We start from the raw sequence: 22,456 nt of genomic DNA on the forward strand, positions 1-22,456 counted from the left end.
TCGCATACGTGCTCAGCCCAAACGCTGCTCCGCAAACCGCTTGCGGTAATCATGGGGGCTCACGCCCAGCCGCCGCGTAAAGGCACGCCGCAAGCCGTCCACATTGCCGTAGCCCAGCGAGTCGGCCAGCTTTTTGAGCGGCACGTCGGAGGCCTCCACCTGCCGCCGCGCTTCGTCGATGCGGGCCGCTTCGACAAAACCTGCGGGTGTCATGCCTGTCGCCGCGCGAAACACGCGCGCGAAGTTGCGCTCGCTCATCGCGGCACGCTGGCACAGCGCCGGCACCGAAAGGTCGGCGCCCAGGTGCGCCAGCACATAGTCCTGGATCTCGCGCACCACCGATTTGTCGGCCGTCTGCGCCGCCAGGTGCGCGCTGAACTGCGACTGCCCGCCTGGCCGCTTCAAGAACATCACCATCTCGCGCGCCACCTTGAGCGCGATGTCGCGCCCGTGGTCCTCCTCCACCAGGTGCAGCGCCAGGTCCATGCCCGCCGTGACGCCGGCCGAGGTGTAGGTGCTGCCGTCCTTCACGTAAATCGAATCGGGCTCGACCTGCAGCGTCGGAAAGCGCGCGGCCAGCCGCTCGGTCGAGTTCCAGTGCGTCGTCACGCGCTTGCCGTCCAGCAGGCCCGCGCCGGCCAGCAAAAACGCACCCGTGCACACCGAGCCCAGCCGCCGCACCAGGCGCGCCTGCCGCTGCAGCCAGGCGCTGATCTCGGCCTGGCTGGCCACTTCTTCCACGCGCGGGCTGCCGGCCACCAGCAAGGTGTCGATGGGGCCGCGCTGCGTCTGGATCGTGGTGTCGACCGAGATGCGCATGCCGTTGCTGCCCCTGATCTCGCCGGGCCCCGTGCCTATCAGTTGCACCCGGTAGGCGCGCGGGTTGCCCAGCTGGTGCGCGGCCTCGGCAAAGATGTCGGCCGGCCCCATCACGTCCAGCATCTGGACGCGGGGGAAGGCGAGGATGGAGATGGTGCGGTTGGTGTTGGCGGTGTTGGCAGACATGGGCGCCTCTTTGGCGGGATTGGACGGATTTGCGGGATGGGGTTTCGCCAGATTAGCCGAAAATAACGTACACGACAAATTCAGCCAACCACCCCCCGATCCCCCTAAAGGCTTTTATGAGCACCACCACAGCCTCCATCGCTGCCGCTCCCCTTTCCGGCGCCGGCGCTTATTCCATCCGCCAATTGCCCGTCAACCTCTACGGCGCCGTCATGGGCCTGGCCGGCATGGCGCTGGCCTGGCGCCTGGCCGCGCCCGCATTTGGCGCGCCCGCCGTCATCGGCGAGGCCATGGGCTTCTTCGCGCTGGCCGTGTTCATCGCGCACTCAGCCGCTTACCTCGCCAAACTCGCGCTCCACCCCGACGCCGTGCGCCAGGAATTCACCGACCCCGTGACGGGCAACTTCTTCGGCCAACTGGCCATTTCATTGCTGCTGCTGTCGTCGGTGCTCATGCCTTACGGCCACGCGTTCGCGCAAGGCTTGTGGACGGTCGGCGTGGTGGTGACGCTGGCGCTCGCGCTGCTGGTCGGCAGCCGCCTGCTCAAGGGCAAGCTGGACGCCGCCCACATGCTGCCTGTGTGGATCATCCCCGGCGTCGGCGTGCTCGACATCGGCGTCACCGGCGGCCACATGCCCATGGCCTGGGCCGGTGAAATCAACTTGCTCGCCATGGCCGTGGGCACCATGGTGGCGTTGGTGCTGTGGACGCTCATCGTCCACCGCCTGGCCCACGGCGAGCCGCTGCCCCTGCGCATGCGGCCTTCGCTGATGATTTTGATGGCGCCCTTTGCCGTGGGCTTTCTCGCCTGGGTCCATGTGTTTGGCCAGGTCGACCGCTTTGCCGGTGCGTTGTTTTATTTCGCGCTCTTTGTCTTTGTGGTGGTGTCGCCCAAGGTGTTTCGCCGCGACGTGCCTTTCTCACCAGGCTGGTGGGCCATCAGCTTCCCGATGGCCGCACTGGCCAACGCCGCCATCGTGTATGCCGAGGCGCAGGGCGGCGCGGTGCTGCACGGCCTGGCCGCTTTGCTGCTGGCCGTGTTGACGATGGCGCTGGCGGTGCTGACCGTGCGCACGCTGCACTGGGTGTTCAGCGGCAAGTTGTTTGCCGTTTGAGTGTTTTCCGCCGGCCCTGCGTGTTTTATGATTAAAAACGGCCGCAGCCCAATACCTGCATAGGCATATAGCTATTAAATCAATAGCACCGTGGCCCTAAATCACATTCTTCTCAAGCAAGGCCGTGCCCTCCACCAGCCGCTGCGCCGCCAGCGGCGACAAGTCAAGGCTCGTATAGCCACCCTCGGCGATCCACTCGGCAAGCCCACGCCCCACGGCCGGTGACTGCTGCAGCCCATGGCCGCTAAAGCCATTGGCCAGCAGCAGGTTGGTGAGTAGAGGGTGCGGCCCCAGCAGCGCGTTGTGGTCATGCGTGTTGTATTCGTAGTACCCGGCCCAGGCGCGCTGCAGGCGCACCGCCTCAAAGCCCGGCACCCGGTGCGCCAGCGTCAGCCAGGCCTTGTCAAAAAGTTCATAGTCCACCTCCAGCGGCGCGTCGTTGTCGTCCTGCTCAGGCGGCAGGCCGCAAATCCAGATGTCGCCCTCCGGCCGAAACCACAAACCGGCCGGGTCAATCACCAATGGGCAGGCTGGCGTTTTCGCGGGGCTGGCAAAGGCATACACACAGCGTTTGCGGCCATACACCGGCAAATCAAGGCCCGTGCCCGCCAGCAGGGGTCGCGCCCATGCGCCTGCGGCATTCACCGCCCAGTCGCAAGGCAACTGCCCACCGCTTTGCAACGTGACCGCAGACACACGTCCCGCGCTGTGCGCAAAACCGGTGGCCTCCGCCTTCACATACTGCACACCCAGGCTGCGCGCCTTCTGTTTGAAGGCCATCAGCAAACCATAGCCGTCAAACCAGCCTTCACCGTTAAGGCCCAGCGAGCCCAGCGCAAGGTCGTCCACCTGCAGCCAGGGAAAGCGCTGCCGCAACTCAGCCGGGTTGAGCAAAGCCACATCAACACCCTGCGCGCGTTGCGTGGCATGGTTCTCTTGCAAGGTGGCAGCGCCCGCTTCGGTCGCCAGGTACAAATAGCCGCGCTCCGTCAAGCCAATGTCGGGCACATCGCCGTCCACCGCCAGGTGCTGGTGGATGTCGCGCAAAAACGCAATACCGAACTGCGAGACCGCGATGTTCACCGGCTGTGAAAACTGCTGGCGTATCGAGCTGGCCGAGAGTGCTGAAGAAGCCTGCGTGTAGGTCGGGTCGCGTTCGATGACGCTGATGCTGCCGTCAAAGCGCGGGTGATTCGCCAGAAAGTACGCAATCGCACTGCCGATCACGCCGCCGCCGACGATGACGACTTGTTGCTTCGCTCCGCTCATTCATCACCTCGCGCGTTGGTTGTACCGGCTTTCATCTCCTATGATCGTGCCAGAAAATAGGGAACTGCCGATGGGCAGCCCATGAAGAGCGCGCCGTAACCTTTCATAGAGCAGACCTCAAACCTACATCACCCCCATGGAATCCTTCAAACCCAGAGTCGGCAAACCCATCACGCCCGAGCAGTTCGACGAACTCAGCGACGAGCAGCTGGTGCGCCTCATCCCCAAGGCGTATCGCGAGTTCTTTCCCGGCAAGGACTTCTGTGCCGATGGACACTTCTATTTGCATGATGGAACGGCCTGGAGCTTCTACCGGGGTGACTTGCTTGATGAGTAGTGGCTTTGAAGGGTGATGGGGAAGCACACACGTTTGTCGCCGCATAGCGACAAATCCTGTAAAGCGCGGGTGTGTTGTGCAACGTTGTGTGTGTTGGGTCAACAAAGCGGGAATGGCTGCCGTTGAACACACGGCTACGTGATTTCAACATTCTTATCAGCCATCATCCATTCAAAGGACTCTCATGAACAAACTGCTCGCTTCCCTGATCGCTACCCTGTTCGTTGGCGTTGCTGCCGCACAAACCCCTGCGCCTGCCGCACCGGCTACCCCCGCAGTCGTCAAGGCAGAAGCCAAGGCCGACAAGGCTGTTGCCGGCGCCGTGAAGAGCGAAGCCAAGGTCGATGCCAAGGCAGACGCCAAGGTTGCAAAGGCTGAAGCCGCCGCCGCTGAAAAAACCGCCAAGGCTGATGCCAAGGCCGCTAAAGCCAAAGCAAAGGCTGATGCCAAGGTTTCCAAGGCAGACCCTGAAGACAAAGCCAAGGCCACCGCCAAAGCTGAAAAGACCGCCATCAAGGCAGACACCAAGGCAGCTTCCACCGCTGTGGACGCCAACGCCAAGGTCAGCACCGTGAAGGTCGACGCAGCGGCTGACAAAGCCAATGCAAAGCTCGACACCAACGCAGTCAAGGCAGAAGCCAAGACCGACGTGAAGGCAGCTGCTACCAAGTAAGCGGCCTGCGGCCCCACAAGGCCGCTACCCCAAAAAAAAGACAGGCTTCGGCCTGTCTTTTTTTTGCCTTCGCCCGGTGCTCCCGATGCAGCTCCCTCCCCCAGCGGGAGAAGGAGTAAAGCCATACAGCCAGCCTCAGCTCATCGGCTTGTTCACAAACGCAATCACCAGCCCCTTGGCCGTCACGGTGATCGTGCTGGGCTGCACGCCCATGCTGTCGGGCAGCGCCAGGTCTTGCGGCTTCAGCGTGTGCAGCACTGCGCCTTGCAGCGCCTGCTCGGCCAGCTGCGGCCCATAGCTGCCCAGCAGCATCGACGCCTGCGGCGGCAGGCTGTCAAACTGCAGCGCATTGACTTTCAGCTCATGCGCGCGAATCGTCATGTCGCTCGCCTCATAGCGCAGCGCAAAGTCCAGGTCAAAGGTGCCGGGGTAGGTGTTGCGCAGCGCCTGGCCGCCGGCTTCTACCGCCATCACGGCGCCCAGCCGGTTTTGCGCGGGCATCATGCGCAGCTGCGGCGCCTGCACCGTGATGTCCAGAATGCCCTGGGCGCGTTTGCGCATGGGGAAGCGTTTGGCAATTGCATCCTGCAGCTGGGCGGTGGTGACGGTGTAGCTGGGCTGGGCCCGCGCGCCAAACAGCGCGAAGTACGCGGCGCCGCCAAGGGCGATGCGTGCTGCGGTGGCAAGCGATGTGGCAAGCAGCAGTCGTCGTTTCATTGAATGTCCTTTCAGGTCCTGGAGCTCTTTTGCTTCCTATGGTGCCGCCGGCGCAGCGCCGTGCGTGTCATTCAAAAGCCCGTGTTGCGGTCAGTATTGAAGCGCTTTGTAAAGTTTTAATTCCTGTATGGTCGGCGTGATGCGAACTACTTTGACCTTTCTGCTGCTGGCAGTTCCCGCGCTGGCCAGTGCGCAACCCACAAACCCCGGGCAGGACGCACTTGCCCTCGCCATCAAGTCGCAGCGCGTGCTGAATGAATACGTGATTGGTGCGATGGACCCGGAAGCCATGAAGTACGCGCAGCGGCTGCGGCTGACCAAGGCCGCACTGGACGGCCAACGCAAGGAGTGGCCCACCATCACCGGCGTCACGAATGGCCCAGACCCATGGGACAAATTCCGCGCCTGCAAAAACGCGCTTGAAAAAGCGTCTTACCTTGCAGAGCTGTCAGGCATGAAGGCCGTCAGCAAGCTGGAGGGAGAAGTGTTTGGTGTGGAGAAGGCGAAGCTGCAAACGCTTCGCGCTGAATGCGATGCCCAGATCAAACGAAGCAAGTAGGCAGGAAGCGCTGCCCTAGCGCCCCACCACCGACCAACCTGCCTTCTGGTTGGTCTTGTCGTTCTCGTATTCCCAGGCGGTTCCGCATCGGTCGCATTTGTAGCGGGTGATGGTGATCAGCCCGTGGCGGCGCGTTTCATGGCGCGGGTCGCCCTGCACCAGCTCGGGGTGGCCCGGCGCCTTGCGCCAGTTGCGCTGTATGCCCGCGCAGGAGTCGCAAAGCTCCATCTTCTTGAGTTCTTGTTGGCGCTGGGGGTCTTGTGTCATGGGCTGCTCTGGAGTCGGGGGTAGGCCCTGATTGTCGCCGCTGCAGCGGCCGCCCCGCAAACGAGGCGACCACGTTGTCGCTGGGGCGAAGGGTTGACCGGCCCCCACGGCAGGCCTATTCTTGAAATCGCCCAGTCACCTTGTTCGGGAGATACACCATGTACAAGCGAATTTTGCTGGCTTACGACGGCTCCAAATCCGGCCAGAAAGCATTGCTCGACTGCCGCGAGATTGCACAGTGGAGCCAGGCGTCATTGACGCTCATTGCGGTCATGCCGCCGCAGCGGCAGGTGGTCGCGGCCGAAGGTGTCATCTATGACCAAAGCATCGTCGACCACGAGAAGGCCCGGTACCGCGGCATCCTCAACGACGGCCTGCGCCAGTTGATTGAATGTGGCCATGAGGCCAGCGGCGGCGAAGTCCTGTATGGCGAAACCGTCGACGAGATCGTCAGGTACGCCAAACAGGTCGAGGCCGACCTGATTGTGGTCGGGCACAAACACCTGGACGGCTGGGCAGCGCGCTGGTGGCGCGGCTCGGTGTCCAAGTCGCTCATCGAGCACGCGCCCTGCAGCGTGCTGGTGGTGATTACCCACTAGTGGGTAAACGCAGGTGGGGTGATGCGCCCCCGGCGAGGCAGCAACGCCACAAGGGTTTTTTCAGCAGACCCGCTTGACTTCGAGTGCGCTCGAAGTTTTAAAGTCAACGCATGACCCAAGCAAGCACCGCCTCTCCTGCCGTCTCACCCACCGTTTCCTTAAGCATTGCCGAAGCCGCAGAAGCCTCAGGCCTGAGCGCCTACACCCTGCGCTATTACGAGCAGATCGGCCTCATTGCCCCCATAGACAGGCGCAGCGGCGCGCGCCGCTACAGCGACGCCGACATGCGCTGGCTTGATTTTCTGGTGCGCCTGCGCGCCACGGGTATGTCAATGCGCGACATGCAGCGCTACGCCCAGTTGCTGCGCAAAGGCAACGCTGGCGACAGCCTGGCCGAACGCCAAACCATGCTGGAAGACCACGCCGCCCGCCTGGAGGCCGACATCCGCACCCAGCGCGAGACCCTGCAATACATCCGCAAAAAAATCGCCCTGTACGAAGCGCAGCGCGCCGTACCCAAACGCGCCTGAACCCCATCCCCGTTCGGGCTCAGCCCGAACGGTCCCGCTAACGCCATCACCTTGAAAGACGCCATGATCAAAACCCGCACCCTCGGCCGCAACGGCCCCGCCATCTCCGCCATCGGCCTCGGCTGCATGGGCATGAGCGAGTTCTACAGCCACCGCGACGACGCCGAGTCCATCGCCACCATCCACCACGCGCTGGACCAAGGCCTCAACTTCCTCGACACCTCCGACATCTACGGCCCGCTCACCAACGAGCTGCTCATCGGCAAAGCCATCGCCGGCCGCCGGCAAGACGTCTTCATCGCCACCAAGTTCGGCATCACCCGCGACCCGGCCAACGACGCGGTGCGTGGCGTCAACGGGCGGCCTGAGTACGTCAAGGCCAGCTGCGACGCCAGCCTCCAGCGTTTGGGCATTGAGCAGATCGACCTCTACTACCAGCACCGCGTCGACAAAACCGTGCCCATTGAAGACACTGTGGGCGCCATGGCTGAGCTGGTGCGCGCCGGCAAGGTGCGTTACCTGGGTTTGTCTGAAGCATCCGCCGTCACGCTGACCCGCGCCTGCAAGGTGTACCCCATCGCCGCGCTGCAAAGCGAATATTCACTGTGGACGCGCGACCCCGAAGTCACCGGCACCCTCGCCGCCTGCCGTGAGCACGGCGTGAGCTTTGTCGCGTATTCACCGCTGGGCCGCGGCTTTCTCACAGGCGCCTTCAGCAAGCCTGAAGACCTGCCCGCCGACGACTACCGCCGCAAGTTCTCACCCCGCTTTGCCGAAGAGAACTTCAAACGCAACCTGGCGCTGGTCGATGCCGTCAAACAGCTGGCCGCCGCCAAAGGCGTGACCGCCTCGCAAATCGCACTGGCCTGGGTGCTGGCGCAAGGCGAAGACATCATTCCCATCCCCGGCACCAAGCGCCGCAGCTACCTTGACCAGAACATTGCCGCGCTGGACGTGGTGCTCAGCCCGGCGGAGTTGGCCGAGCTGGACAAAGCCTTCCCGCTGGATGCGGCCGCCGGCCTGCGTTACCCCGAGGCGTTTCTGGGCCTGGTCAACGCCTGAGGCTCGCCAGCCATGGCGTCTGGTCAGGCGCGTTAGCTCCCTCTCCCGCTGGGAGAGGGCTGGGGTGAGGGCCAGCGGCGTGCAGGCCTAACGCGCCGGCTTGTTCGCAAACCCCATCGAATTGAGCATCAAAACGGCCTCTAGCCGAGGCAGTGCTTGGGTGTACAGCTATGAATTTAGTAGCAAATCTCAACTGCCGCCCGTACCCGTTGCGCGTTCGAGGGGTGGCTTATTCCACGTAGTGCGAAGCCACAAACGCCAAGCCCAGCAAGCCACCCCACAGCAAAAAGGTGACCAGCCGGTTGTTGTCGTCCCCACGGTGCGTCATAAAGAGATGGCCCAGCAGCCAGGTAATGCCCCTGAAGCCAAACAGCAAACCCACCGCCGCCGCCGCACCCGCATACACCACATGCATCCACAGCGGGATCGCCATCAGCAGCCAGGTCAAACTGCGCGGCGAAAGAATCAGGTACAGGCCCAGGTAGAGCGAGATCTCAAAGATCGGCACCGCCACCACAGCAGCCACAAGGCGCCAGACAATGCCTTCGCTTTCGTCAGACGAGGCGGGCCGCTTGCGAAAGTGGGTGGGTCGGTTCATGACTGCTTTGGGGTTGCTGGCTTGGTAGTGTGGCTGATATGGCCTGGGTTTGCCCGCAAGCCACAGAGGCAGGCAGCGCGCCTGCCTCAAGTCTTCAATGTCCGAAACAACTCCGGGTACACACAGCGAAAGCAGCTACAACGATCTTCGTAAGCCCGCTCATTCCTTGCCTGGAAATGTAGATTATTCTTGCGGGGAATCCTCTGACTGATTGTGTTTTTTTTGGAGCTACCCGATTGAAACGCTTTGCTTTCCTCGTTGTCGCTGCCGCGTTGTTTTATCTGATGATTTTTTCGGTCGTTAAAGGCTATTTTTTGCTGAGCGGCGGAGCGACAGCAGCATTGATTTTTTTGATGATTAGGGGGGCACGCCTTGAGGCGAAAGATGTCACTGAAAAAATAACCCGACAGATAAAGCAGTACAACGAACAAGCTAAGTGGTCTGGCACCGCATTGATCGTAAAACCCAGATGGTTCAAACGACTGTGTTTTGTGCTTGCGCTGTTGGCCGCCTTTATACCTTGCCTGAATGGTGCACTCACATTTCAACTAACTGGGGAAGGGAAAGTATCTCTATTCTTATTTCTCGTTGGCGCATCACTTGTATTTGGGTATGCGGCTTGGATAACGCTGGCTGGTCTCGTGCGAGAAATTAAATCTGGATACAGTTTAAAAATAGATTCCGATGGATTCTCGATAGCGGGGCATCCGACGATGCCTTGGCGCGATGTCTATCGCGTTGGCCACTGGTATCGCGAAGACAGAGGTTTTGTGCACCACTTTCTGGATATTGAGTTGAGCGCCAGTGGCATACAAGACCATTGGAAGAGTCGCGTACGGCCACTATTAATTGGCCCATTGGCGATCGTCCTGCCAATCATGCGCGGTACGGGAACATTCAAATTGAGAGGGACATTTTTATCTCTCCCAGTGCCTATGATCGTGACCGCCATTTGCGAAGTCGGTAGCCGCCATAGCCCAAATCCCGTTGTGCAGTTAAATCCACAGGAGTCGTTAGAAGATGCAAGGAAACTTGCAGTGTTATGGTCTAAAGCTAGCCAGCCGATTGATCAATCGGAACAGGAAAGCGCATTCCAAAAAGCTGCATCATCATTCTCCAAACCCGGAGGTGTGGTCGACTCTGCTGATCTTGATTCAGCAATGGCAAACATAGATAAAGAATTTTCCGCTCGCAGTGGTGCATTTAGTGAGTACCTGGAGCTGAAGACAAAAGTTATGTCGCAAGGCAACAAGCAATCGCAAAAACAGATTGAGCACGACGGCCAATTGCTGATCTGGATTTTCGCTGGCGCGCTTCTCGTTCTACCGACCTATTTCTTGGGACGATGGATTCTTGGATAGTTTTCTGAATGTCCGCTTCCGCTGCAATCGGCCGGCCAGCGTCGTTGCCGGGAAGCGATACACGAAGTGAGCCGCGACAGGGGTGTGCCGACTATTCAATAGGGGTGGCCAAGCTTTTTAGGTGCAGATGTACCGCATCTTCCAGATCCAAAGGTTGCTGCTGCTTCGCCTTCAGATAGTGGTTGGTAAACACATCCAGATAAGCCTCCAGCGTCTGCGCTGTATGCGTCTCACCCGCCAGCTCCATGCACAGCGCGGCCACTTCAGAAGTACAAAAGTGCGTATCCCGCTGCGAGCGCCGCAGCTTGTAGCGCGAGAGTTGCTCACTCTGCAAACTCAACACCGGCAAATGATTCAGGTAAGGACTCTTGCGAAACATCTTCCGCGCCTCGGGCCATGTCGCATCCAGCAACACAAACAGCGGCCGCTTGGCCTTGTTGCCTGATGGGTCGACAGCCACCACACCCGCTACATCCGTGACGACCCGCTCAGCCGCCACAAACTCGCCAGGAAAGACGAGGTAAGGCTGCCACTGCGGGTCAGCCAGCAAGGCCAGCAAAGCGGGGTCCACCTCCGTACGCGCCCACTCAAACGCAAACGTGTCCGCCACCACATCCGCAATCAACCACCCCGTGTTGCTCGGCTTCAGCGCCTCAATGTCCGCCATCACCAGGCACACCCCCGCACGCGTAGGTACAGCCGGCCGCAAGGCGCACATGCAATGGCTGGGGATCAGCCGGCAGCCTTCGCAACGCGCATTGCGCGGGCCGCCACGGGCGAGGAAAGGTTTGGAGGCGCGCGCCAGGCGTGTGGTGCGTAGGCGGGAGACAGCGTGCGGGTGCGTGTGGAGCAGTTTTGCCGAAGGCGCAATGCTCATTCTTTGGGCGGGCGGTACATCGCGCACAGCTTGTTGCCGTCCAGGTCACGCAGGTAGGCCAGGTAAAGCCGGCCCACTGGGCCTTCACGATAGCCGGGTGGATCTTCACAGGTCGTGCCGCCATGGGCCAAGCCCGCAGCGTGAAAAGCATCAGCCTGCTCCGGCGACTCCATAGTGAAGCCGATGGTGCTGCCGTTGCCGTGGCAGGCAGGTTCGCCATTGATAGGTGTGGAAATCGCAAACGAACCCGAGGGGCTGCGATAGAAATACCGGTTCTTGTTGGCAAAGCCGGGTTTGATGCCTATCGTGCCGAGAAGCGCGTCGTAAAAGATTTTGGAAGCTTCGAGGTCGTTAACGCCGACCATGACATGGCTGAACATTGTTTGTCTCCGTTGAGCGTCGCGTGGGTGCGACGGGGAAGACAAATGGTACTTGATGGAGGGAGATCGGACGCGCGCAGCTGGCCGTCACCACATAGACAGTTGGCTAGCCGTGTTGCGGGACGTCAGCGACTCACTATCCACCATCACCACTTGCACAACCGCTTGCACCCGGATACGGCGTGCTGCAAGGCACACATGCAGTGGCTGGGGAGCAGCCGGCAGCCTTCGCAACGTGCGTTGCGCGGGCCGCCGCGGGCGAGGAAGGGTTTGGAGGCGCGTGCCAGGCGGGTGGTGCGTAGGCGGGAGACAGCGTGGGGCATATTCAAAGAGCGGGCGAGAAAAGCCTAGTGTGACCTACTCAACCAACGGCTTCTTTCATTCTCTGAACGTGTCCGCCATCGCAGTGCTCCATGAGGGCAAGCATGTCTCGCAGTATTTCTGGGGCTTCGGCCAGCGAAGATGCCTCGTCATGGCCCGCGCCAATCTGTTCTGCATGCGAGTGAGTGTCTAAGAAGCGAATTAGTCTCGTTGTTTTAGGTCCGTCGAATTCGACAGCTTCCAGACGGCTGTGTAGGGTCGCTTTGTTGGGCACCTTGAACACTAGAAAAGACTCCAGAAGTCGTCTAGCAAGATTGGGCAATTCGTAATAAGTTTGAAGAGGAGCCCCAGCAGGGAGCGCTCCTGCATCTAGTACGCGCTTAAACAAATAGTGGTATTCCGATTCGTGATCGCGTAGGAAAGGATCAAGCATTTGAACAACTGAAGATCTCTCCCCATTTTGAAATCCGGCTCTCAACATGTAAAAGCGGGCTGGTAGTCCTAACCGCAACTTCTTGTGATTCACAAAAGTAAACCAATTTCGAACCTCTTTAAAAAAGGTGAAGTTATGTGTCAGGACAAAAAGTTGACCGACATTAATGAGCTTTCGCTTCATAAAACCGAAAGCGCTATAGATTGAATTCGAATCAAGGCTGGATATCGGATCGTCCACTACAACAATTCCGTTTTCCAGATCAAACGAACTGTCACCAAGAGACTTTAAGAAGTGCAGGAATGCAATAGCTGTTCGTTCTCCTTCGCTAAGGTTCTTAGCAAAAACACCGCGACGCATGAGCCGATAGCCGGTATCCTCCACCATCACTTGGATATCGTCGTGACCTAGATATGCGATAAGTTCTCGATTTAGCTCATCCGCGGGTTGTCGATGCTGCAATATGTCGGCTTCCAGCGATCTGATATCCGCCTCGATCCTATTCTTCGCTTGTTCTGTAGTCTCTTTCGATTCTTTGGCGACTCTAAGCTTTTCCCGATGGTCAAGAAATCCGGGAAAGGCTCGAGCAAGTTCATCCTGATGGAGTCGCGCGCGGGCGGACTTCACCTGCTCTGTGAAGGAATTCGTTATGGCGTTGTGCTTTTCGATTATTTTCTCAAGTCGAGAAAATGCCGATTTGCCCATGAATTCACCGAATGCAGGAAACCCCGCGTTAAGCGCTCTTAGTAAGGCCATCAGGAATGATTTTTCGTCCCCTCCATTTCCGGTACCACCGGCGAGCAGGTCTTCTAATTGAAGAGACTCAAATGCTCGTCCTTGTTTCTCCCTGACTGCATTGGCGAGGGCCGAGAGCCCACGGTTGACATTGGTGAGATTGGCTTTAACGCCGAGGTGCTCGCGTTGATAGTCGCTTTGAAGTTCCTGATACAGCGAAACACTGGATGGTAAAGACAACTCTTCTAACGCTTTTTTCGCGCTCTCGATGCGATCGATCAGGGCTTGCAACCTACCCGCGAATTGTCGATATTGATCATTAAAGTGAGCTTCCAGCCGTCTAAGGCGTCCGGAGGGCAAGGGGTGGTCGCAGAACTTACAGTTCTTAGCATCACTCTCGTGCGTATGCAGTGACAAGCCTTTTTCAACCCATGCTGCCACATCTGGATCTGCAGCCAACTCCGCCATGACGTTGGAAACGACGGTTGTTTGCAGTATGTCCCGAACCTCTTGATGAAGTTTTGGAACATCTGGAAAGGTGACAATGGGCACGGTTACAGGCGGTAGGGGCTTTGCATCCTTAAGGTTGAGCAAAGACTGACGTTCCTCCGGGCTTAGTTCAGAAGATGTATTTACTTCGAAGCGCTCCATCTGCGCACGAAAGTCAGCAGCGTTGTAGTTATTAAATGCACCGCCAGGGGCAACCAGTAGGTTTTTAATCTCCCGTGCCCTGCTTGCTGCGTATTCATTTAGATCATTCAAAGTCGCCGCGGTTTTGCTAATGGCCTTGCTTGCTGCGTTAGCAATAGCCGGGAGTTGCGCCTTGAGTGCCTCGACTTGACGCTGTTTTTCAGCGCTTTCCTCTCCAAAAACATAGATAGGAGGCAGCTTGCTCGGTGACCCGCCGACACTTTCAAAGACACTGCGCGAAACGCTATCTCGATTGAATACGCGAACTTGAGGAAGGACTGCAGTTGCAAGATCGGCGCTAGCGATTCGATTACCGTTGAACACGAAGTCAATCTGGCCTTCCTCAATTGGCGTCCCGCTCTGCACTGATCGAAGTAGGTTCGATATCGTAGTTTTTCCACTGCCATTCCAACCGTAAATTAGGTTGAACTGCCCGAAGTCTTCGAGAGCTCCAGACCAAGAAAAGTCCTTAAAAATCCGATGCTCTCGAATTTTTGCAAATCTCTCTAATCTCATTGCTCGCCCTTGCTTGTATGCGGAAATCTATAGAACCTAAAAGTTTGTGATGGGCATCATGGACCTGAGTTCTTCTCTAAACTGTTCATTTGGCGGTCAATCTCACCCCAAACCCGCGATTCCCACCCACTCCCATTACCAATCGCTGCGTGGCCCGCGTAGCCGCCACATAAAACACTCGCGCGGCTTCCTTCTCGTCTTCCCCTGGCGCGGGCATGTTCCCTACGCCGGGTAACGCTACAACTGGGAACTCCAAACCCTTGCTGACCTTCATGGTCATGACTTTGATCTTGTTGCTGGTGGGGTCGAAGTCTCCTGGGCCAATGCGGTTCTCCACTGGCAACTTGCGTTGCGCCAAGGCCTGTGCGCACATATCGCGCGTCTTCGTGTCGGCGCACAGTACCGCCATGTCTCCCCAGGCAAAGCCTTCCTTGTGGGCGTTGGCCAGGTGGTCGGCAATGGCGAATGCCTCCTCGCGCAGCGTGGGTAATCGAATGATGTGCGGCGCTTCGCCATCGCGTCCGCAACTGACAGGCTTGAGCAGCGGAATGCCGTCTTCGTCCTTGTCATCGGCCGTCAACAGATCAGCGGCAATCAGGCTCGCGGTTTGCAGAATCTGTTTGGTATTGCGGTAGTTGATTTTCAGGATGGTGGTGCGGCCTTGCGCCTGCACGCCCACGCTCTTGAAGCTGAAATCTTTCTTGCGGCTGCGTTCGTAGATGCTTTGGGCATCGTCATAAAGCAACAGCAAGCTGTTGGTGGCCGGGTCGACCATCTGGGTGAGGAGCTTGAGCCATTCAGGCGTAAAGTCGTGGCCTTCGTCAATCATCACGGCCTGGTACTGGCCGCTTGGGATGTGCTTGCGGTCTACGGCGGCAATGACGCGCTGCACCAGCTCCTCCACAAACTGCTTGCTGCTCACCTGCGCCGGCAGGGTTTGCCCAAAGGCTACCAATTGGTCGCGGCACCATTTATGAAAGTGACGCACATGCACCTTGCCGCTCAAGCCTTTGGCGTTCATCACGCTGTGGAGTTTCACGCCCAGCGGTTCGTTAAAACACAGGATGAGGATGGGCTTGGACGTTGGGGTGTGTGCCTTGGCAAGATATTCGGCGCGGTAGCCGAGGATCATGGTCTTGCCTGATCCGGCCACGCCGTGGATCACGCGGTGGCCATCACCCAGGCTGCGGGCAAGTTGCTCTTGCTGCAAGTCCATCACGCGCATGATGTCGGGCAGTTCGGCGCCTTCGTCGCTGTCATCGAACAGGTCGCCGCTGGTTTGCACGCGCACTTCAGGAAACATGATCCAGCGCACGCGGTCAAGCTGCGGCAGCGACATGATGCCGCCCATCATGTAGGGGAACATGTCCCATAGCCGGCTTTGAAGTTCCTCAGCGGTTGCCGACTCCAGCATTTCGTCCTGGCAGATCACGCGGTGCGGCTCAATGGCGTTGCCCAGTTCCGCGTCGTTGAATTGCTTGCGGGTGATGTTGGCAAACACAACGCCGTAGCTCCACGGGAAAGCCAGCTTGCCTTCGTACTTGCCGTACTCGTGTACCAGCTGCTTGTCGCGCTGCAGGGCGTCAACAACCTGGTGCGCGTACTGGCGCGCCTGCTCAAGGGGATTGATGACGCTTTTGGGAATGCCGTCCGGAATGATTTCCCAGTTCTGTTTGTCGGCGCGTTGAATGGTGCTGAGCCGCCAGTCCTTGACCTCCAGCACCAGCAAACCCCGCCGGGGATGCATCACCACGAAATCTGGGTGGGAGTATTTGGGCCCAATCGGTACGTCGTACCAGAGGAGGTAGTCGTCGTCTAGCTTTTGCTCCAGCCGTTCCGCCAACCGTTTCTCGCCGCTGGTCATGCGGGAGACGCAGGTACCGATCGAAGGAATAAGAATTGCCATCCAGAAGTCACTCGCTCTATTAACACTTTGTGACAGCCATCATGGCTTGGAAAGCGGGTTGTCGCTAGGGTGCTTCTGCGGTCTGGGTAGTCAGAACGTACGTGTTTGGCTGGTTTTCGCTGGTGAATATTCACCAAAACACGCCCCGCACTGCCCCTTCTCCGCTTTCCCCCTAATCCCCCGTCCTACACCACACCCCTCACCCCAGGCGTAACTTGGGTCTCTTTAAGGAGACCCAAAATGAGCAAACACCAGGACTTCGATACCTTTATGAAAGCGCGGCAGCATGCGGCCAGCGCTTATGTCAGTGGCAATGCGACGCCGTTGGCGCGGATCGTGGCGCTGGATTCACCGGCCACGTTTATGTGCCCGGGTGGTGGGGCGGTGCATGGTGCGCAGGAGGTGTGGGACCGTTATGCGCATGACGCCGGGGCGTTTGAAGAGGGTGGCGTGAGCGAGTTTGAGATTCTGGAGATGGCGGCCGGTGACACGGTGGGTTACTGGACGGGCTTTCAGAAGGCGAGGGTGCATATGCATGGCAAGCCGGATGCGATGCCGATGAAGTTGCGGGTGACGGAAGTGTTTCGTGTGGAGGGCGATGCGTGGAAGCTGGTGCATCGGCATGCGGACATGCTGGCTGAGGAGCAGAAGCATTGAGGCCCTGGCGAGTGGGGCGTCCAAAGAAAAAACCCGGCAGTTGCCGGGTTTTTTCTTTGGTTAGCCGCAACTCGATGTAGGACTGTCTTAACCCAGCATGAGCCGCGGGACTGGCTTTGCCAGACCGCAGGCGGGCGGCCCCCTCGGGGGGCAGAAAGCTACACGAAGTGAGCGACCGTGGGGGCTAACCTTTGCGGCTCAGCATGCGGTAGATCACCAGCAGGATGATGGAGCCGAGCACGGCGGCGATAAAGCCTGCCGATTCGCCGATCTGGTACCAGCCCAGCGCACGGCCGAGGTAGGTGGCGATGAAGGAGCCGGCAATCCCGATCAGCACGGTGATGATGAAACCGGCGGGGTCGCGGCCGGGCATCAAGAATTTGGCGACGATGCCGACGATGAAGCCGATGAGGATGGTCCAGAGGATGGTCATGATTTTTTTCCGTTAGTTAGTCAGGGTGGGTGTTTCATTGCAAGCCCCGTCATCTTGACCAGGCTTTGAAGCATTCCCTATCGGATTACGGTCCTCTGCGGTGTAGGAAGAAGCCACTCAGCAGCTCACCGCCTGGGGGGCGAGCGTTCGCTGCGCATTCGCACCGCCCGCCGGTCGTGGGGTGTGCACCCCGGCCTGCCGCAATGTGTTGCGGCAAGGGCGGAACCAAATTCAAGAATTTAAGAAAAAAGTGGCTGTAGCCCAATCGCTGCTTGGGTCAGTAGCTATCTTATTGATAGCGACTGGCCCACGCGGCGCTGGCCCGCTGGACCTCACCCCCCCCGCCCTCCCCCAGCGGGGAGGGGTTGAATCGGGGGGCGGGTGTCAGTGCGATCAGCTGACGTTGATCGCGATGCGGCGCGGCTGGGCGTGCGCAGCTTTGGGGATGCGCAGCGTCAGCACGCCTTGCGCCAACTCGGCGGTCACGTTCTCGGTGTCCAGCTCCTTGCTCAGGCTGAAGACGCGGTGAAAACGCGCCAGCCCGACTTCGGTGTGGCTGGACTGCAGGCCCTCGGGCACGGCCATGGCGGCCTCGGCCTCAATCGTCAGGGTGTCGGCTTCGACCTGGAGCTTGAGGTTCTCCTTGGGCACGCCGGGCAGGTCGGCATACAGCGTGATGCCGGTGGCGTCTTCCACCACGTCCACGGGCGGTGTCAGCGCGGCATTGGCGTAGCGGGCCGGTTGCTGGCGTTGCTGCGGCTGCCGCGTGACCTCGGTCGAAGACGATGCGGAAGACGGCCTCTCAGCGGCCGGGCCGTTGTTGGGCATGGCCTGGTTGCTGCCGTAGCTGTAGCCGGCGTTACGGGCGCTGCCGGGGTTGGTATGGGTCTGGGTGTTCATGATGGGTCTCCTTGTCTCTGGGTCAGTCAGTGAACAGTGATGCGGCGTGGCTGGGCGGCCGCGCGGCGCTGGATGGTGATGTGCACCAGGCCGTCCTTGACGTCGGCCTTGACGGCGTCGGGGTCGGCGTCTTCGGGCAGGCTGATGACGCGGCGGAACGCGCCGGCAAAGCGTTCATTGATGTGCAGCGTGGCCTGGCGGCCGGCCTCGGGCAGGCCGGACTTGCGCTCGCCGGCGATGGTGAGCATGCCGCGCTCCAGGTCGACCTCCAGCGTCTTGGGGTCGATGCCGGGCGCGAAGGCGTACACCTCCACCGTTTGCGGCGTACCGCCGATGTTCAGGGCGGGAAAGCCGCCGCGGCCAAAACCGCGGATATTGGGAGACAGATCAAGTGCCTGCTGAATTTCGCGTTGCAGGCGATCCATCTCGGCAAACATGTCGTTGGCAAACAGGGATCGAAACATGGCGATGTCCTCCATTCAGGGTTGAACAAAAATGGCGCCGGAATGCGTGCCCGGCGTCCGGATGGAGGAATTAGGAATCGCCCGAAAAATTTCAAGAGGGGGTTTGCGCATTTGCGATTGCCTGCTTTTGGGACGACTTGTTGCAAGCGTGGCGGCTGCCTGGTTTAAAACTTTTTTCGCAAATGAGTTGCTCCTTCCCCCGCTGGGGAAGGTGGGGAGGGGGGGCTGACGGCGCTTGGTGTTGCGCTGCGGGTGTTTGCTGGCCGCTGGCCCTCACCCTAACCCTCTTCCAGAGGGAGAAGGAATAAATCGGGGAGAGGAGTAAAAAGAGGGACGAGGTTTACCCGCCAAACAACTCCGTCATGAACTGCGTCGACTTCAAGCCCGTGCCCGTCAGCAGCACCACCGTCGTTTCACTCGCCTTGATGGCACCCGACTTGTGCAGCAGCTCCAGTGCCGCGGCGGCTGTGGCGCAAGTGGGTTCGGGGTAAAGGCCCGTGCTGGCGAGGCGGCGCACAGCGCTGGTGATCTGCTCTTCGGTCAGCGCCACGGTTTGCCCGCCGGATTCGCGGATCGCGTGGAGCAGTTCGGGCAAACGGATCGGGCGCTTGATGGCGGTACCTTCGGCGATCGTGGGTTTGACGATGCGCTCTACCGGGGCATTGCTGCCGGCGGTAAAGCTGGCGTCGATGGGTGAGCAGTTGAGCGGCTGTGCCACAAACAGCTTGGGCAGCTTCTTGATCTGGCCCGCGGCCAGCAGCTCGCTAAAACCGATGTGGCAGCCCAGCACGTTGCTGCCCGCGCCGGTGGGGATGATGATGTTGTCGGGCGGCTTGAAGCCCAGGTCTTCCCACAGCTCATAGGCCAGTGACTTGGTGCCCTGCAAAAAGAAGGGGTGCCAGTTGTGGCTGGCGTAAAAGATGTTGTCAGACTGGCGGATGGCTTCGTGTTCCGACGCTTCGCGCGGGCCTTCGACCAGTTGCACCTCGGCGCCGAAGGCGCGTATCTGCGCGACTTTGGGCATGGGCGTGTAGCTGGGCGCGAGGATCTTGACCTTCATGCCCGCCGCCGCGCCGGCCGCCGCAATTGCCGCGCCGCCGTTGCCTGAGCTGTCTTCCAGGATGTGACCGACGCCGAGTTGTTTGAGGAAAGACACCATCACCGAAGCGCCGCGGTCTTTAAAGCTGCTGGTGGGGTTGAACCATTCGAGCTTGAACAGCGGCGACAAATCACCCCACGGCTTTTCAATCAGCGGCGTGCAGCCTTCGCCCATGCTGGCGCGGCTGTCGATGGGCAGCGGCAGCGCGGCGCGGTAACGCCAGATGGAGCGCTCACGCGTGTCGATGTCGTCGCGGCTGATGCCGGGCAGGGCGCTCATCATCATCGGGTTGCCGTCGTCAGAGCGCCAGCGGCGGTCTGTGAGCGGATAGTGCTTGCCGGTGCGGGGGTCGATGTAGTGCGGCTGCATGGCGTGTCTTTCAGCGGTGTCCAATGTCTGGATAATATATCCAATACTGGACAAATCGTCAAACACCCTTCTTGCTCCTTCCTGCTGCTTACTGCTCCCTCCCCCGCTGGGAGAGGGAGAAACACCGATTCAGCGATACGATCAAGCGCCAGACAATTTGTCTGAAACTTGAAACCTTCACGGGCCGCCGCCATGACCAAAGCCTCCTCCAACAAGCACCTGCTCGCCGAACTGAAGAACATTGCCGAAGGCCTGGGCAAGACCTTTGCGCCGTTTTGTGAAGTGGTGGTGCACGACCTGACGCACCCGAAGAACGCCATCCTGGCGATTGAAAACAACCTGAGCGGCCGCCGCGTGGGCCAGCCCGCTACCGAGTTGGGCCTGGCGCGCATCCAGGACCCGGAGTACCCGGCGGTGATCGCCAACTACGCCAACCAGTTTGCCGACGGCCGCAAGGTCAAAAGCACCTCAGTCGGCATCCGCAATGAAGACGGCGACTATGTGGCTGCCATCTGCCTGAATGTGGATTTGACGCTGTTCAACGGCTTCCAGGCGGCGATGTCGCAGTTCACCGCGATTGAAAGCAGCGCCGTGACGGAGACGCTGGACGCGGCGAATGCCGACCGCATACGCCAGTGCATCGACGAGTTTGCCGCGGCGCGCGCGACCACCTCGCGCTCGCTCAAGCCTTCAGACCGCAAACAGCTGGTGCACGACCTCAAGCGCGCCGGCTACCTGGAGATCCGCCGAGGGGCGGAGATTGCGGCGGCGCATATGGGGGTGTCGCGGGCGACTGTTTATAGCGACGCGAAGTAGGGGCTGTGGGTGGTTGACGGCCGCTGGCCCTCACCAGGGCGCGGCCGCATTTATGAACCAAATCGGCCTCCAGCCCAGGCGCCACCTTGGTTAGATGCTATCAAAAAAAGAGCATTATCCGTTGGCCAGGCTGGGCACAGGCCCCGGTTAGTTCTCCTGGATGCGTTTGGCCATCTGGCGGGTGGACTTCAGCACCAGTGCCTGCACGCGGCCCGCCAGCGTTTGCGCGCCATGCGGCAAGGCGGGCAGCAAGGCGGCGGCGGCGCCCTCCAGCGCGCCAGGGATTTTTTCGGCGATGTCTTTTGCCGTGGCCAGTGCAAAGGCGGGGCCTATGCCCAGGTCTGCGGCCATTTGCCGCACATGGGCCTGCGTGACGTTGCCGGGCCGGGTCTCGCCGCCAATGGCAAAGGCAAAGTCGCCCGAGAGCCCGGGGTAGACGCGAGTGCACATCAGGTCGTAAAACGGTGTCAGGCGCACGCCCTGGCCGGGCGGCTGATACACCGACAGGTTCTTGGCGTGGCTGTCGTTGTTGCCGGTATAGAGGTTGAAGAACACCCAGCGCAGCAGGTTCATCAAGTCAGGCGCGGGGGCCGAGCTGTACTGGCGCACCAGCTGCGCGCACTGCGCCAGCCCCGGGCCGCCTTCCTTCTCGTATTTCCTGTCCGACACGACGCCGCTGAGCTGGCACAGGTCGTACTGAACCAGCCGGCCCAGCCCGCCGCCGCCCTGCGGCACGCGGTCAAAGCGCTTGACGACGCAGGCGCGCGTGTGCGGCTCGTAGAACACCTCGGCCGTGGGCAGGCCGCAGCGCGCAGCGGTGAGCATGAGAAGGGTTTCGTTCGCGGCCGAATGCCAGACATCGGGCAGGCGTTTGATGTCGGGTTTGAGGATGTGGCTGGAAGGCGATGTGCCGCGTGCCAGCTGCGGCACGCCGTCGGCAAAAATTGCAATCGAGGTTTTGTCTTGCGCGCCGGCCAGCGAGATACGGGTTTCGCGGCTGCGAATGTCGATGGCCGACGCAGACTTGCCGGCCAGGCGCCGGGCCAGTGCTTCCCAGCTGGTGGGCTCGTAGCGCGGCGCCTCGGGCTTGAAACCGGCCGGCAAAATGACAAAGCCGCCGGCCGTGTCGCCTGCGGTTTCGAACAGCAACCCGAACACGGTCGAGGCCTTGCGGCTGACGGCCAGATAGCGGCGCAAATCGCCCTCGGGCAGCAGGTTTTCAAAAAAGGCCTGCACGGCCGGGGCGTCACTTCGACCCGGTGCCAGGGTGATGGCGGCAAGCTGGGCAGGCTCGCGCCGCGCCAGCCATTCGGAGGAATACTCGAAAGAAAGCGGAGAGGTGTCGTGGACGGACCCCACCAGTTCTTCGTTGAAGAAAACGTCGAGGCGGTAGGGTTGATCGGGGAAGGCGGCTTGCCCCGCTGCCGCTGTCATGGCTGGCCGCCCGCTTTGGGCCGCACCAGCACTTCCAGGCCCAGCAGGCTCAGCACATCGAGCGCCTTTTGCAACTGCACGGTGGGCTTGCCGCGTTCCAGCTCAATGATGAAGCGGTTGCCTGTGCTGCCCAGCCCCGCCACGTCGGTTTGCTTGAGGGCCAGCGCGCGCCGCCGCTCGCGCACCAGTTCGCCAATGTCGGCGGCGGTTTGAACGACGGCGGCGCCTTTGGAGGCAGGTGAATTACCGATCGGGATGTTTTTGCCGGTAGATGCCATGTGAAAACCCAATAGTTACCGTTCGGTAAGTTTATGGGGCTTTCGCCTTGCCTGTC

25 protein-coding genes are annotated in these 22,456 nt (G+C 60.2%); 10 read left to right on the top strand and 15 right to left on the bottom strand.

Annotated elements, in window-relative coordinates; genetic code table 11:
- Positions 1 to 12 precede the first annotated feature (12 nt).
- Positions 13 to 1,005 (bottom strand): GlxA family transcriptional regulator, encoded by a 993-nt coding sequence (locus DT070_RS07255; RefSeq protein ID WP_122954782.1) that lies wholly within the window; start codon positions 1,003 to 1,005, stop codon positions 13 to 15.
- 116 nt (positions 1,006 to 1,121) lie between these two features.
- Here DT070_RS07255 and DT070_RS07260 point away from each other — a divergent pair, with 116 nt between their 5' ends.
- Positions 1,122 to 2,120, top strand: coding sequence for an SLAC1 anion channel family protein (locus DT070_RS07260; protein WP_122954783.1), 999 nt, complete (start codon positions 1,122 to 1,124; stop codon positions 2,118 to 2,120).
- Between the two features lie 96 nt (positions 2,121 to 2,216).
- On the opposite strand, the gene DT070_RS07265 is transcribed toward DT070_RS07260, so the two are convergent.
- The gene (locus DT070_RS07265) at positions 2,217 to 3,389 is read right to left on the bottom strand and encodes an FAD-binding oxidoreductase (RefSeq protein ID WP_122954784.1); all 1,173 of its coding nucleotides are present in this window, start codon (positions 3,387 to 3,389) and stop codon (positions 2,217 to 2,219) included.
- A 136-nt stretch (positions 3,390 to 3,525) separates the two neighbouring features.
- On the opposite strand from DT070_RS07265, the gene DT070_RS07270 reads away from it, so the two are divergent.
- A complete protein-coding gene (locus DT070_RS07270; RefSeq protein ID WP_122954785.1) occupies positions 3,526 to 3,726 on the top strand; it encodes a hypothetical protein in 201 nt (66 codons plus the stop codon).
- A gap of 184 nt (positions 3,727 to 3,910) precedes the next feature.
- A complete protein-coding gene (locus tag DT070_RS07275) occupies positions 3,911 to 4,399 on the top strand; it encodes a hypothetical protein (protein WP_122954786.1) in 489 nt (162 codons plus the stop codon).
- 135 nt (positions 4,400 to 4,534) lie between these two features.
- Here the strand turns inward: DT070_RS07275 and DT070_RS07280 are convergent, their stop codons facing one another.
- The gene (locus DT070_RS07280; protein ID WP_122954787.1) at positions 4,535 to 5,116 is read right to left on the bottom strand and encodes a DUF1439 domain-containing protein; all 582 of its coding nucleotides are present in this window, start codon (positions 5,114 to 5,116) and stop codon (positions 4,535 to 4,537) included.
- Positions 5,117 to 5,255: 139 nt separating this feature from the next.
- On the opposite strand from DT070_RS07280, the gene DT070_RS07285 reads away from it, so the two are divergent.
- The gene (locus tag DT070_RS07285) at positions 5,256 to 5,675 is read left to right on the top strand and encodes a hypothetical protein (RefSeq protein WP_153976258.1); all 420 of its coding nucleotides are present in this window, start codon (positions 5,256 to 5,258) and stop codon (positions 5,673 to 5,675) included.
- Between the two features lie 15 nt (positions 5,676 to 5,690).
- Here DT070_RS07285 and DT070_RS07290 read toward each other — a convergent pair whose 3' ends face one another.
- Complete coding sequence (locus DT070_RS07290) at positions 5,691 to 5,942, bottom strand: hypothetical protein (protein ID WP_122954789.1); 252 nt, start codon at positions 5,940 to 5,942, stop codon at positions 5,691 to 5,693.
- 158 nt (positions 5,943 to 6,100) lie between these two features.
- On the opposite strand from DT070_RS07290, the gene DT070_RS07295 reads away from it, so the two are divergent.
- The 3 genes from DT070_RS07295 to DT070_RS07305 all read left to right on the top strand — a co-directional run bounded on the left by DT070_RS07295 (position 6,101) and on the right by DT070_RS07305 (position 8,133).
- Complete coding sequence (locus tag DT070_RS07295; RefSeq protein ID WP_122954790.1) at positions 6,101 to 6,541, top strand: universal stress protein; 441 nt, start codon at positions 6,101 to 6,103, stop codon at positions 6,539 to 6,541.
- Positions 6,542 to 6,651: 110 nt separating this feature from the next.
- Positions 6,652 to 7,071: a MerR family transcriptional regulator gene (locus tag DT070_RS07300; protein WP_122954791.1), complete on the top strand. Its 420-nt coding sequence runs from the start codon at positions 6,652 to 6,654 to the stop codon at positions 7,069 to 7,071.
- A gap of 63 nt (positions 7,072 to 7,134) precedes the next feature.
- The gene (locus tag DT070_RS07305; protein WP_206074057.1) at positions 7,135 to 8,133 is read left to right on the top strand and encodes an aldo/keto reductase; all 999 of its coding nucleotides are present in this window, start codon (positions 7,135 to 7,137) and stop codon (positions 8,131 to 8,133) included.
- Positions 8,134 to 8,362: 229 nt separating this feature from the next.
- Here DT070_RS07305 and DT070_RS07310 read toward each other — a convergent pair whose 3' ends face one another.
- Entirely contained in the window at positions 8,363 to 8,731 is a 369-nt protein-coding gene (locus DT070_RS07310) for a hypothetical protein (protein WP_122954792.1), read from the bottom strand.
- Positions 8,732 to 8,967: 236 nt separating this feature from the next.
- Here DT070_RS07310 and DT070_RS21275 point away from each other — a divergent pair, with 236 nt between their 5' ends.
- A complete protein-coding gene (locus DT070_RS21275) occupies positions 8,968 to 10,092 on the top strand; it encodes a hypothetical protein (protein ID WP_153976257.1) in 1,125 nt (374 codons plus the stop codon).
- Between the two features lie 91 nt (positions 10,093 to 10,183).
- On the opposite strand, the gene DT070_RS07320 is transcribed toward DT070_RS21275, so the two are convergent.
- The 4 genes from DT070_RS07320 to DT070_RS07340 all read right to left on the bottom strand — a co-directional run bounded on the left by DT070_RS07320 (position 10,184) and on the right by DT070_RS07340 (position 15,950).
- The gene (locus DT070_RS07320) at positions 10,184 to 10,969 is read right to left on the bottom strand and encodes a tRNA-uridine aminocarboxypropyltransferase (RefSeq protein ID WP_122954794.1); all 786 of its coding nucleotides are present in this window, start codon (positions 10,967 to 10,969) and stop codon (positions 10,184 to 10,186) included.
- Positions 10,966 to 11,349 (bottom strand): VOC family protein, encoded by a 384-nt coding sequence (locus DT070_RS07325; RefSeq protein ID WP_122954795.1) that lies wholly within the window; start codon positions 11,347 to 11,349, stop codon positions 10,966 to 10,968. Before DT070_RS07325 ends, DT070_RS07320 begins: the two co-directional genes overlap by 4 nt.
- A 361-nt stretch (positions 11,350 to 11,710) precedes the next feature.
- Positions 11,711 to 14,044: an AAA family ATPase gene (locus DT070_RS07335; protein ID WP_122954796.1), complete on the bottom strand. Its 2,334-nt coding sequence runs from the start codon at positions 14,042 to 14,044 to the stop codon at positions 11,711 to 11,713.
- A gap of 85 nt (positions 14,045 to 14,129) precedes the next feature.
- A complete protein-coding gene (locus DT070_RS07340) occupies positions 14,130 to 15,950 on the bottom strand; it encodes a DEAD/DEAH box helicase (protein WP_194965949.1) in 1,821 nt (606 codons plus the stop codon).
- Positions 15,951 to 16,190: 240 nt separating this feature from the next.
- Here DT070_RS07340 and DT070_RS07345 point away from each other — a divergent pair, with 240 nt between their 5' ends.
- Positions 16,191 to 16,607 (top strand): nuclear transport factor 2 family protein, encoded by a 417-nt coding sequence (locus DT070_RS07345; RefSeq protein WP_122954798.1) that lies wholly within the window; start codon positions 16,191 to 16,193, stop codon positions 16,605 to 16,607.
- A 184-nt stretch (positions 16,608 to 16,791) separates the two neighbouring features.
- Here the strand turns inward: DT070_RS07345 and DT070_RS07350 are convergent, their stop codons facing one another.
- The 4 genes from DT070_RS07350 to DT070_RS07365 form a co-directional block, all read right to left on the bottom strand.
- Complete coding sequence (locus DT070_RS07350; protein ID WP_122954799.1) at positions 16,792 to 17,040, bottom strand: GlsB/YeaQ/YmgE family stress response membrane protein; 249 nt, start codon at positions 17,038 to 17,040, stop codon at positions 16,792 to 16,794.
- A 393-nt stretch (positions 17,041 to 17,433) separates the two neighbouring features.
- Positions 17,434 to 17,868: an Hsp20/alpha crystallin family protein gene (locus DT070_RS07355; RefSeq protein WP_122957305.1), complete on the bottom strand. Its 435-nt coding sequence runs from the start codon at positions 17,866 to 17,868 to the stop codon at positions 17,434 to 17,436.
- 98 nt (positions 17,869 to 17,966) lie between these two features.
- Positions 17,967 to 18,404 (bottom strand): Hsp20/alpha crystallin family protein, encoded by a 438-nt coding sequence (locus tag DT070_RS07360; protein ID WP_122957306.1) that lies wholly within the window; start codon positions 18,402 to 18,404, stop codon positions 17,967 to 17,969.
- 340 nt (positions 18,405 to 18,744) lie between these two features.
- On the bottom strand, positions 18,745 to 19,872 hold the full coding sequence (locus tag DT070_RS07365) for a pyridoxal-phosphate dependent enzyme (protein WP_122954800.1): 1,128 nt from the start codon (positions 19,870 to 19,872) through the stop codon (positions 18,745 to 18,747).
- Between the two features lie 192 nt (positions 19,873 to 20,064).
- Here DT070_RS07365 and DT070_RS07370 point away from each other — a divergent pair, with 192 nt between their 5' ends.
- On the top strand, positions 20,065 to 20,688 hold the full coding sequence (locus DT070_RS07370; protein WP_122954801.1) for a transcriptional regulator: 624 nt from the start codon (positions 20,065 to 20,067) through the stop codon (positions 20,686 to 20,688).
- A gap of 147 nt (positions 20,689 to 20,835) precedes the next feature.
- On the opposite strand, the gene DT070_RS07375 is transcribed toward DT070_RS07370, so the two are convergent.
- Both DT070_RS07375 and DT070_RS07380 read right to left on the bottom strand, forming a co-directional pair.
- Positions 20,836 to 22,122, bottom strand: a complete 1,287-nt coding sequence (locus tag DT070_RS07375; RefSeq protein WP_122954802.1) for a type II toxin-antitoxin system HipA family toxin — start codon at positions 22,120 to 22,122, stop codon at positions 20,836 to 20,838.
- Entirely contained in the window at positions 22,119 to 22,400 is a 282-nt protein-coding gene (locus DT070_RS07380; protein ID WP_228778549.1) for a transcriptional regulator, read from the bottom strand. The genes DT070_RS07375 and DT070_RS07380 overlap by 4 nt, the downstream gene beginning before the upstream one ends.
- Positions 22,401 to 22,456 lie beyond the last annotated feature (56 nt).

The sequence above is a fragment of the Polaromonas sp. SP1 genome (assembly GCF_003711205.1).
Taxonomy (GTDB): Bacteria; Pseudomonadota; Gammaproteobacteria; order Burkholderiales; family Burkholderiaceae_C; genus Polaromonas.

What these genes read in the sequence shown, in the direction of transcription:
- DT070_RS07265 (WP_122954784.1), bottom strand. Translation starts at nt 3,389, where the DNA reads ATGAGCGGAGCGAAGCAACAAGTCGTCATCGTCGGCGGCGGCGTGATC.
- DT070_RS07335 (WP_122954796.1), bottom strand. Translation starts at nt 14,044, where the DNA reads ATGAGATTAGAGAGATTTGCAAAAATTCGAGAGCATCGGATTTTTAAG.
- DT070_RS07290 (WP_122954789.1), bottom strand. Translation starts at nt 5,942, where the DNA reads ATGACACAAGACCCCCAGCGCCAACAAGAACTCAAGAAGATGGAGCTT.
- DT070_RS07370 (WP_122954801.1), top strand. Translation starts at nt 20,065, where the DNA reads ATGACCAAAGCCTCCTCCAACAAGCACCTGCTCGCCGAACTGAAGAAC.
- DT070_RS07260 (WP_122954783.1), top strand. Translation starts at nt 1,122, where the DNA reads ATGAGCACCACCACAGCCTCCATCGCTGCCGCTCCCCTTTCCGGCGCC.
- DT070_RS07295 (WP_122954790.1), top strand. Translation starts at nt 6,101, where the DNA reads ATGTACAAGCGAATTTTGCTGGCTTACGACGGCTCCAAATCCGGCCAG.
- DT070_RS07285 (WP_153976258.1), top strand. Translation starts at nt 5,256, where the DNA reads ATGCGAACTACTTTGACCTTTCTGCTGCTGGCAGTTCCCGCGCTGGCC.
- DT070_RS07365 (WP_122954800.1), bottom strand. Translation starts at nt 19,872, where the DNA reads ATGCAGCCGCACTACATCGACCCCCGCACCGGCAAGCACTATCCGCTC.
- DT070_RS07345 (WP_122954798.1), top strand. Translation starts at nt 16,191, where the DNA reads ATGAGCAAACACCAGGACTTCGATACCTTTATGAAAGCGCGGCAGCAT.
- DT070_RS07380 (WP_228778549.1), bottom strand. Translation starts at nt 22,400, where the DNA reads ATGGCATCTACCGGCAAAAACATCCCGATCGGTAATTCACCTGCCTCC.
- DT070_RS07340 (WP_194965949.1), bottom strand. Translation starts at nt 15,950, where the DNA reads ATGGCAATTCTTATTCCTTCGATCGGTACCTGCGTCTCCCGCATGACC.
- DT070_RS07305 (WP_206074057.1), top strand. Translation starts at nt 7,135, where the DNA reads ATGATCAAAACCCGCACCCTCGGCCGCAACGGCCCCGCCATCTCCGCC.
- DT070_RS07310 (WP_122954792.1), bottom strand. Translation starts at nt 8,731, where the DNA reads ATGAACCGACCCACCCACTTTCGCAAGCGGCCCGCCTCGTCTGACGAA.
- DT070_RS07300 (WP_122954791.1), top strand. Translation starts at nt 6,652, where the DNA reads ATGACCCAAGCAAGCACCGCCTCTCCTGCCGTCTCACCCACCGTTTCC.
- DT070_RS07255 (WP_122954782.1), bottom strand. Translation starts at nt 1,005, where the DNA reads ATGTCTGCCAACACCGCCAACACCAACCGCACCATCTCCATCCTCGCC.
- DT070_RS07270 (WP_122954785.1), top strand. Translation starts at nt 3,526, where the DNA reads ATGGAATCCTTCAAACCCAGAGTCGGCAAACCCATCACGCCCGAGCAG.
- DT070_RS07275 (WP_122954786.1), top strand. Translation starts at nt 3,911, where the DNA reads ATGAACAAACTGCTCGCTTCCCTGATCGCTACCCTGTTCGTTGGCGTT.
- DT070_RS07320 (WP_122954794.1), bottom strand. Translation starts at nt 10,969, where the DNA reads ATGAGCATTGCGCCTTCGGCAAAACTGCTCCACACGCACCCGCACGCT.
- DT070_RS07325 (WP_122954795.1), bottom strand. Translation starts at nt 11,349, where the DNA reads ATGTTCAGCCATGTCATGGTCGGCGTTAACGACCTCGAAGCTTCCAAA.
- DT070_RS07280 (WP_122954787.1), bottom strand. Translation starts at nt 5,116, where the DNA reads ATGAAACGACGACTGCTGCTTGCCACATCGCTTGCCACCGCAGCACGC.
- DT070_RS07350 (WP_122954799.1), bottom strand. Translation starts at nt 17,040, where the DNA reads ATGACCATCCTCTGGACCATCCTCATCGGCTTCATCGTCGGCATCGTC.
- DT070_RS07355 (WP_122957305.1), bottom strand. Translation starts at nt 17,868, where the DNA reads ATGCCCAACAACGGCCCGGCCGCTGAGAGGCCGTCTTCCGCATCGTCT.
- DT070_RS07360 (WP_122957306.1), bottom strand. Translation starts at nt 18,404, where the DNA reads ATGTTTCGATCCCTGTTTGCCAACGACATGTTTGCCGAGATGGATCGC.
- DT070_RS07375 (WP_122954802.1), bottom strand. Translation starts at nt 22,122, where the DNA reads ATGACAGCGGCAGCGGGGCAAGCCGCCTTCCCCGATCAACCCTACCGC.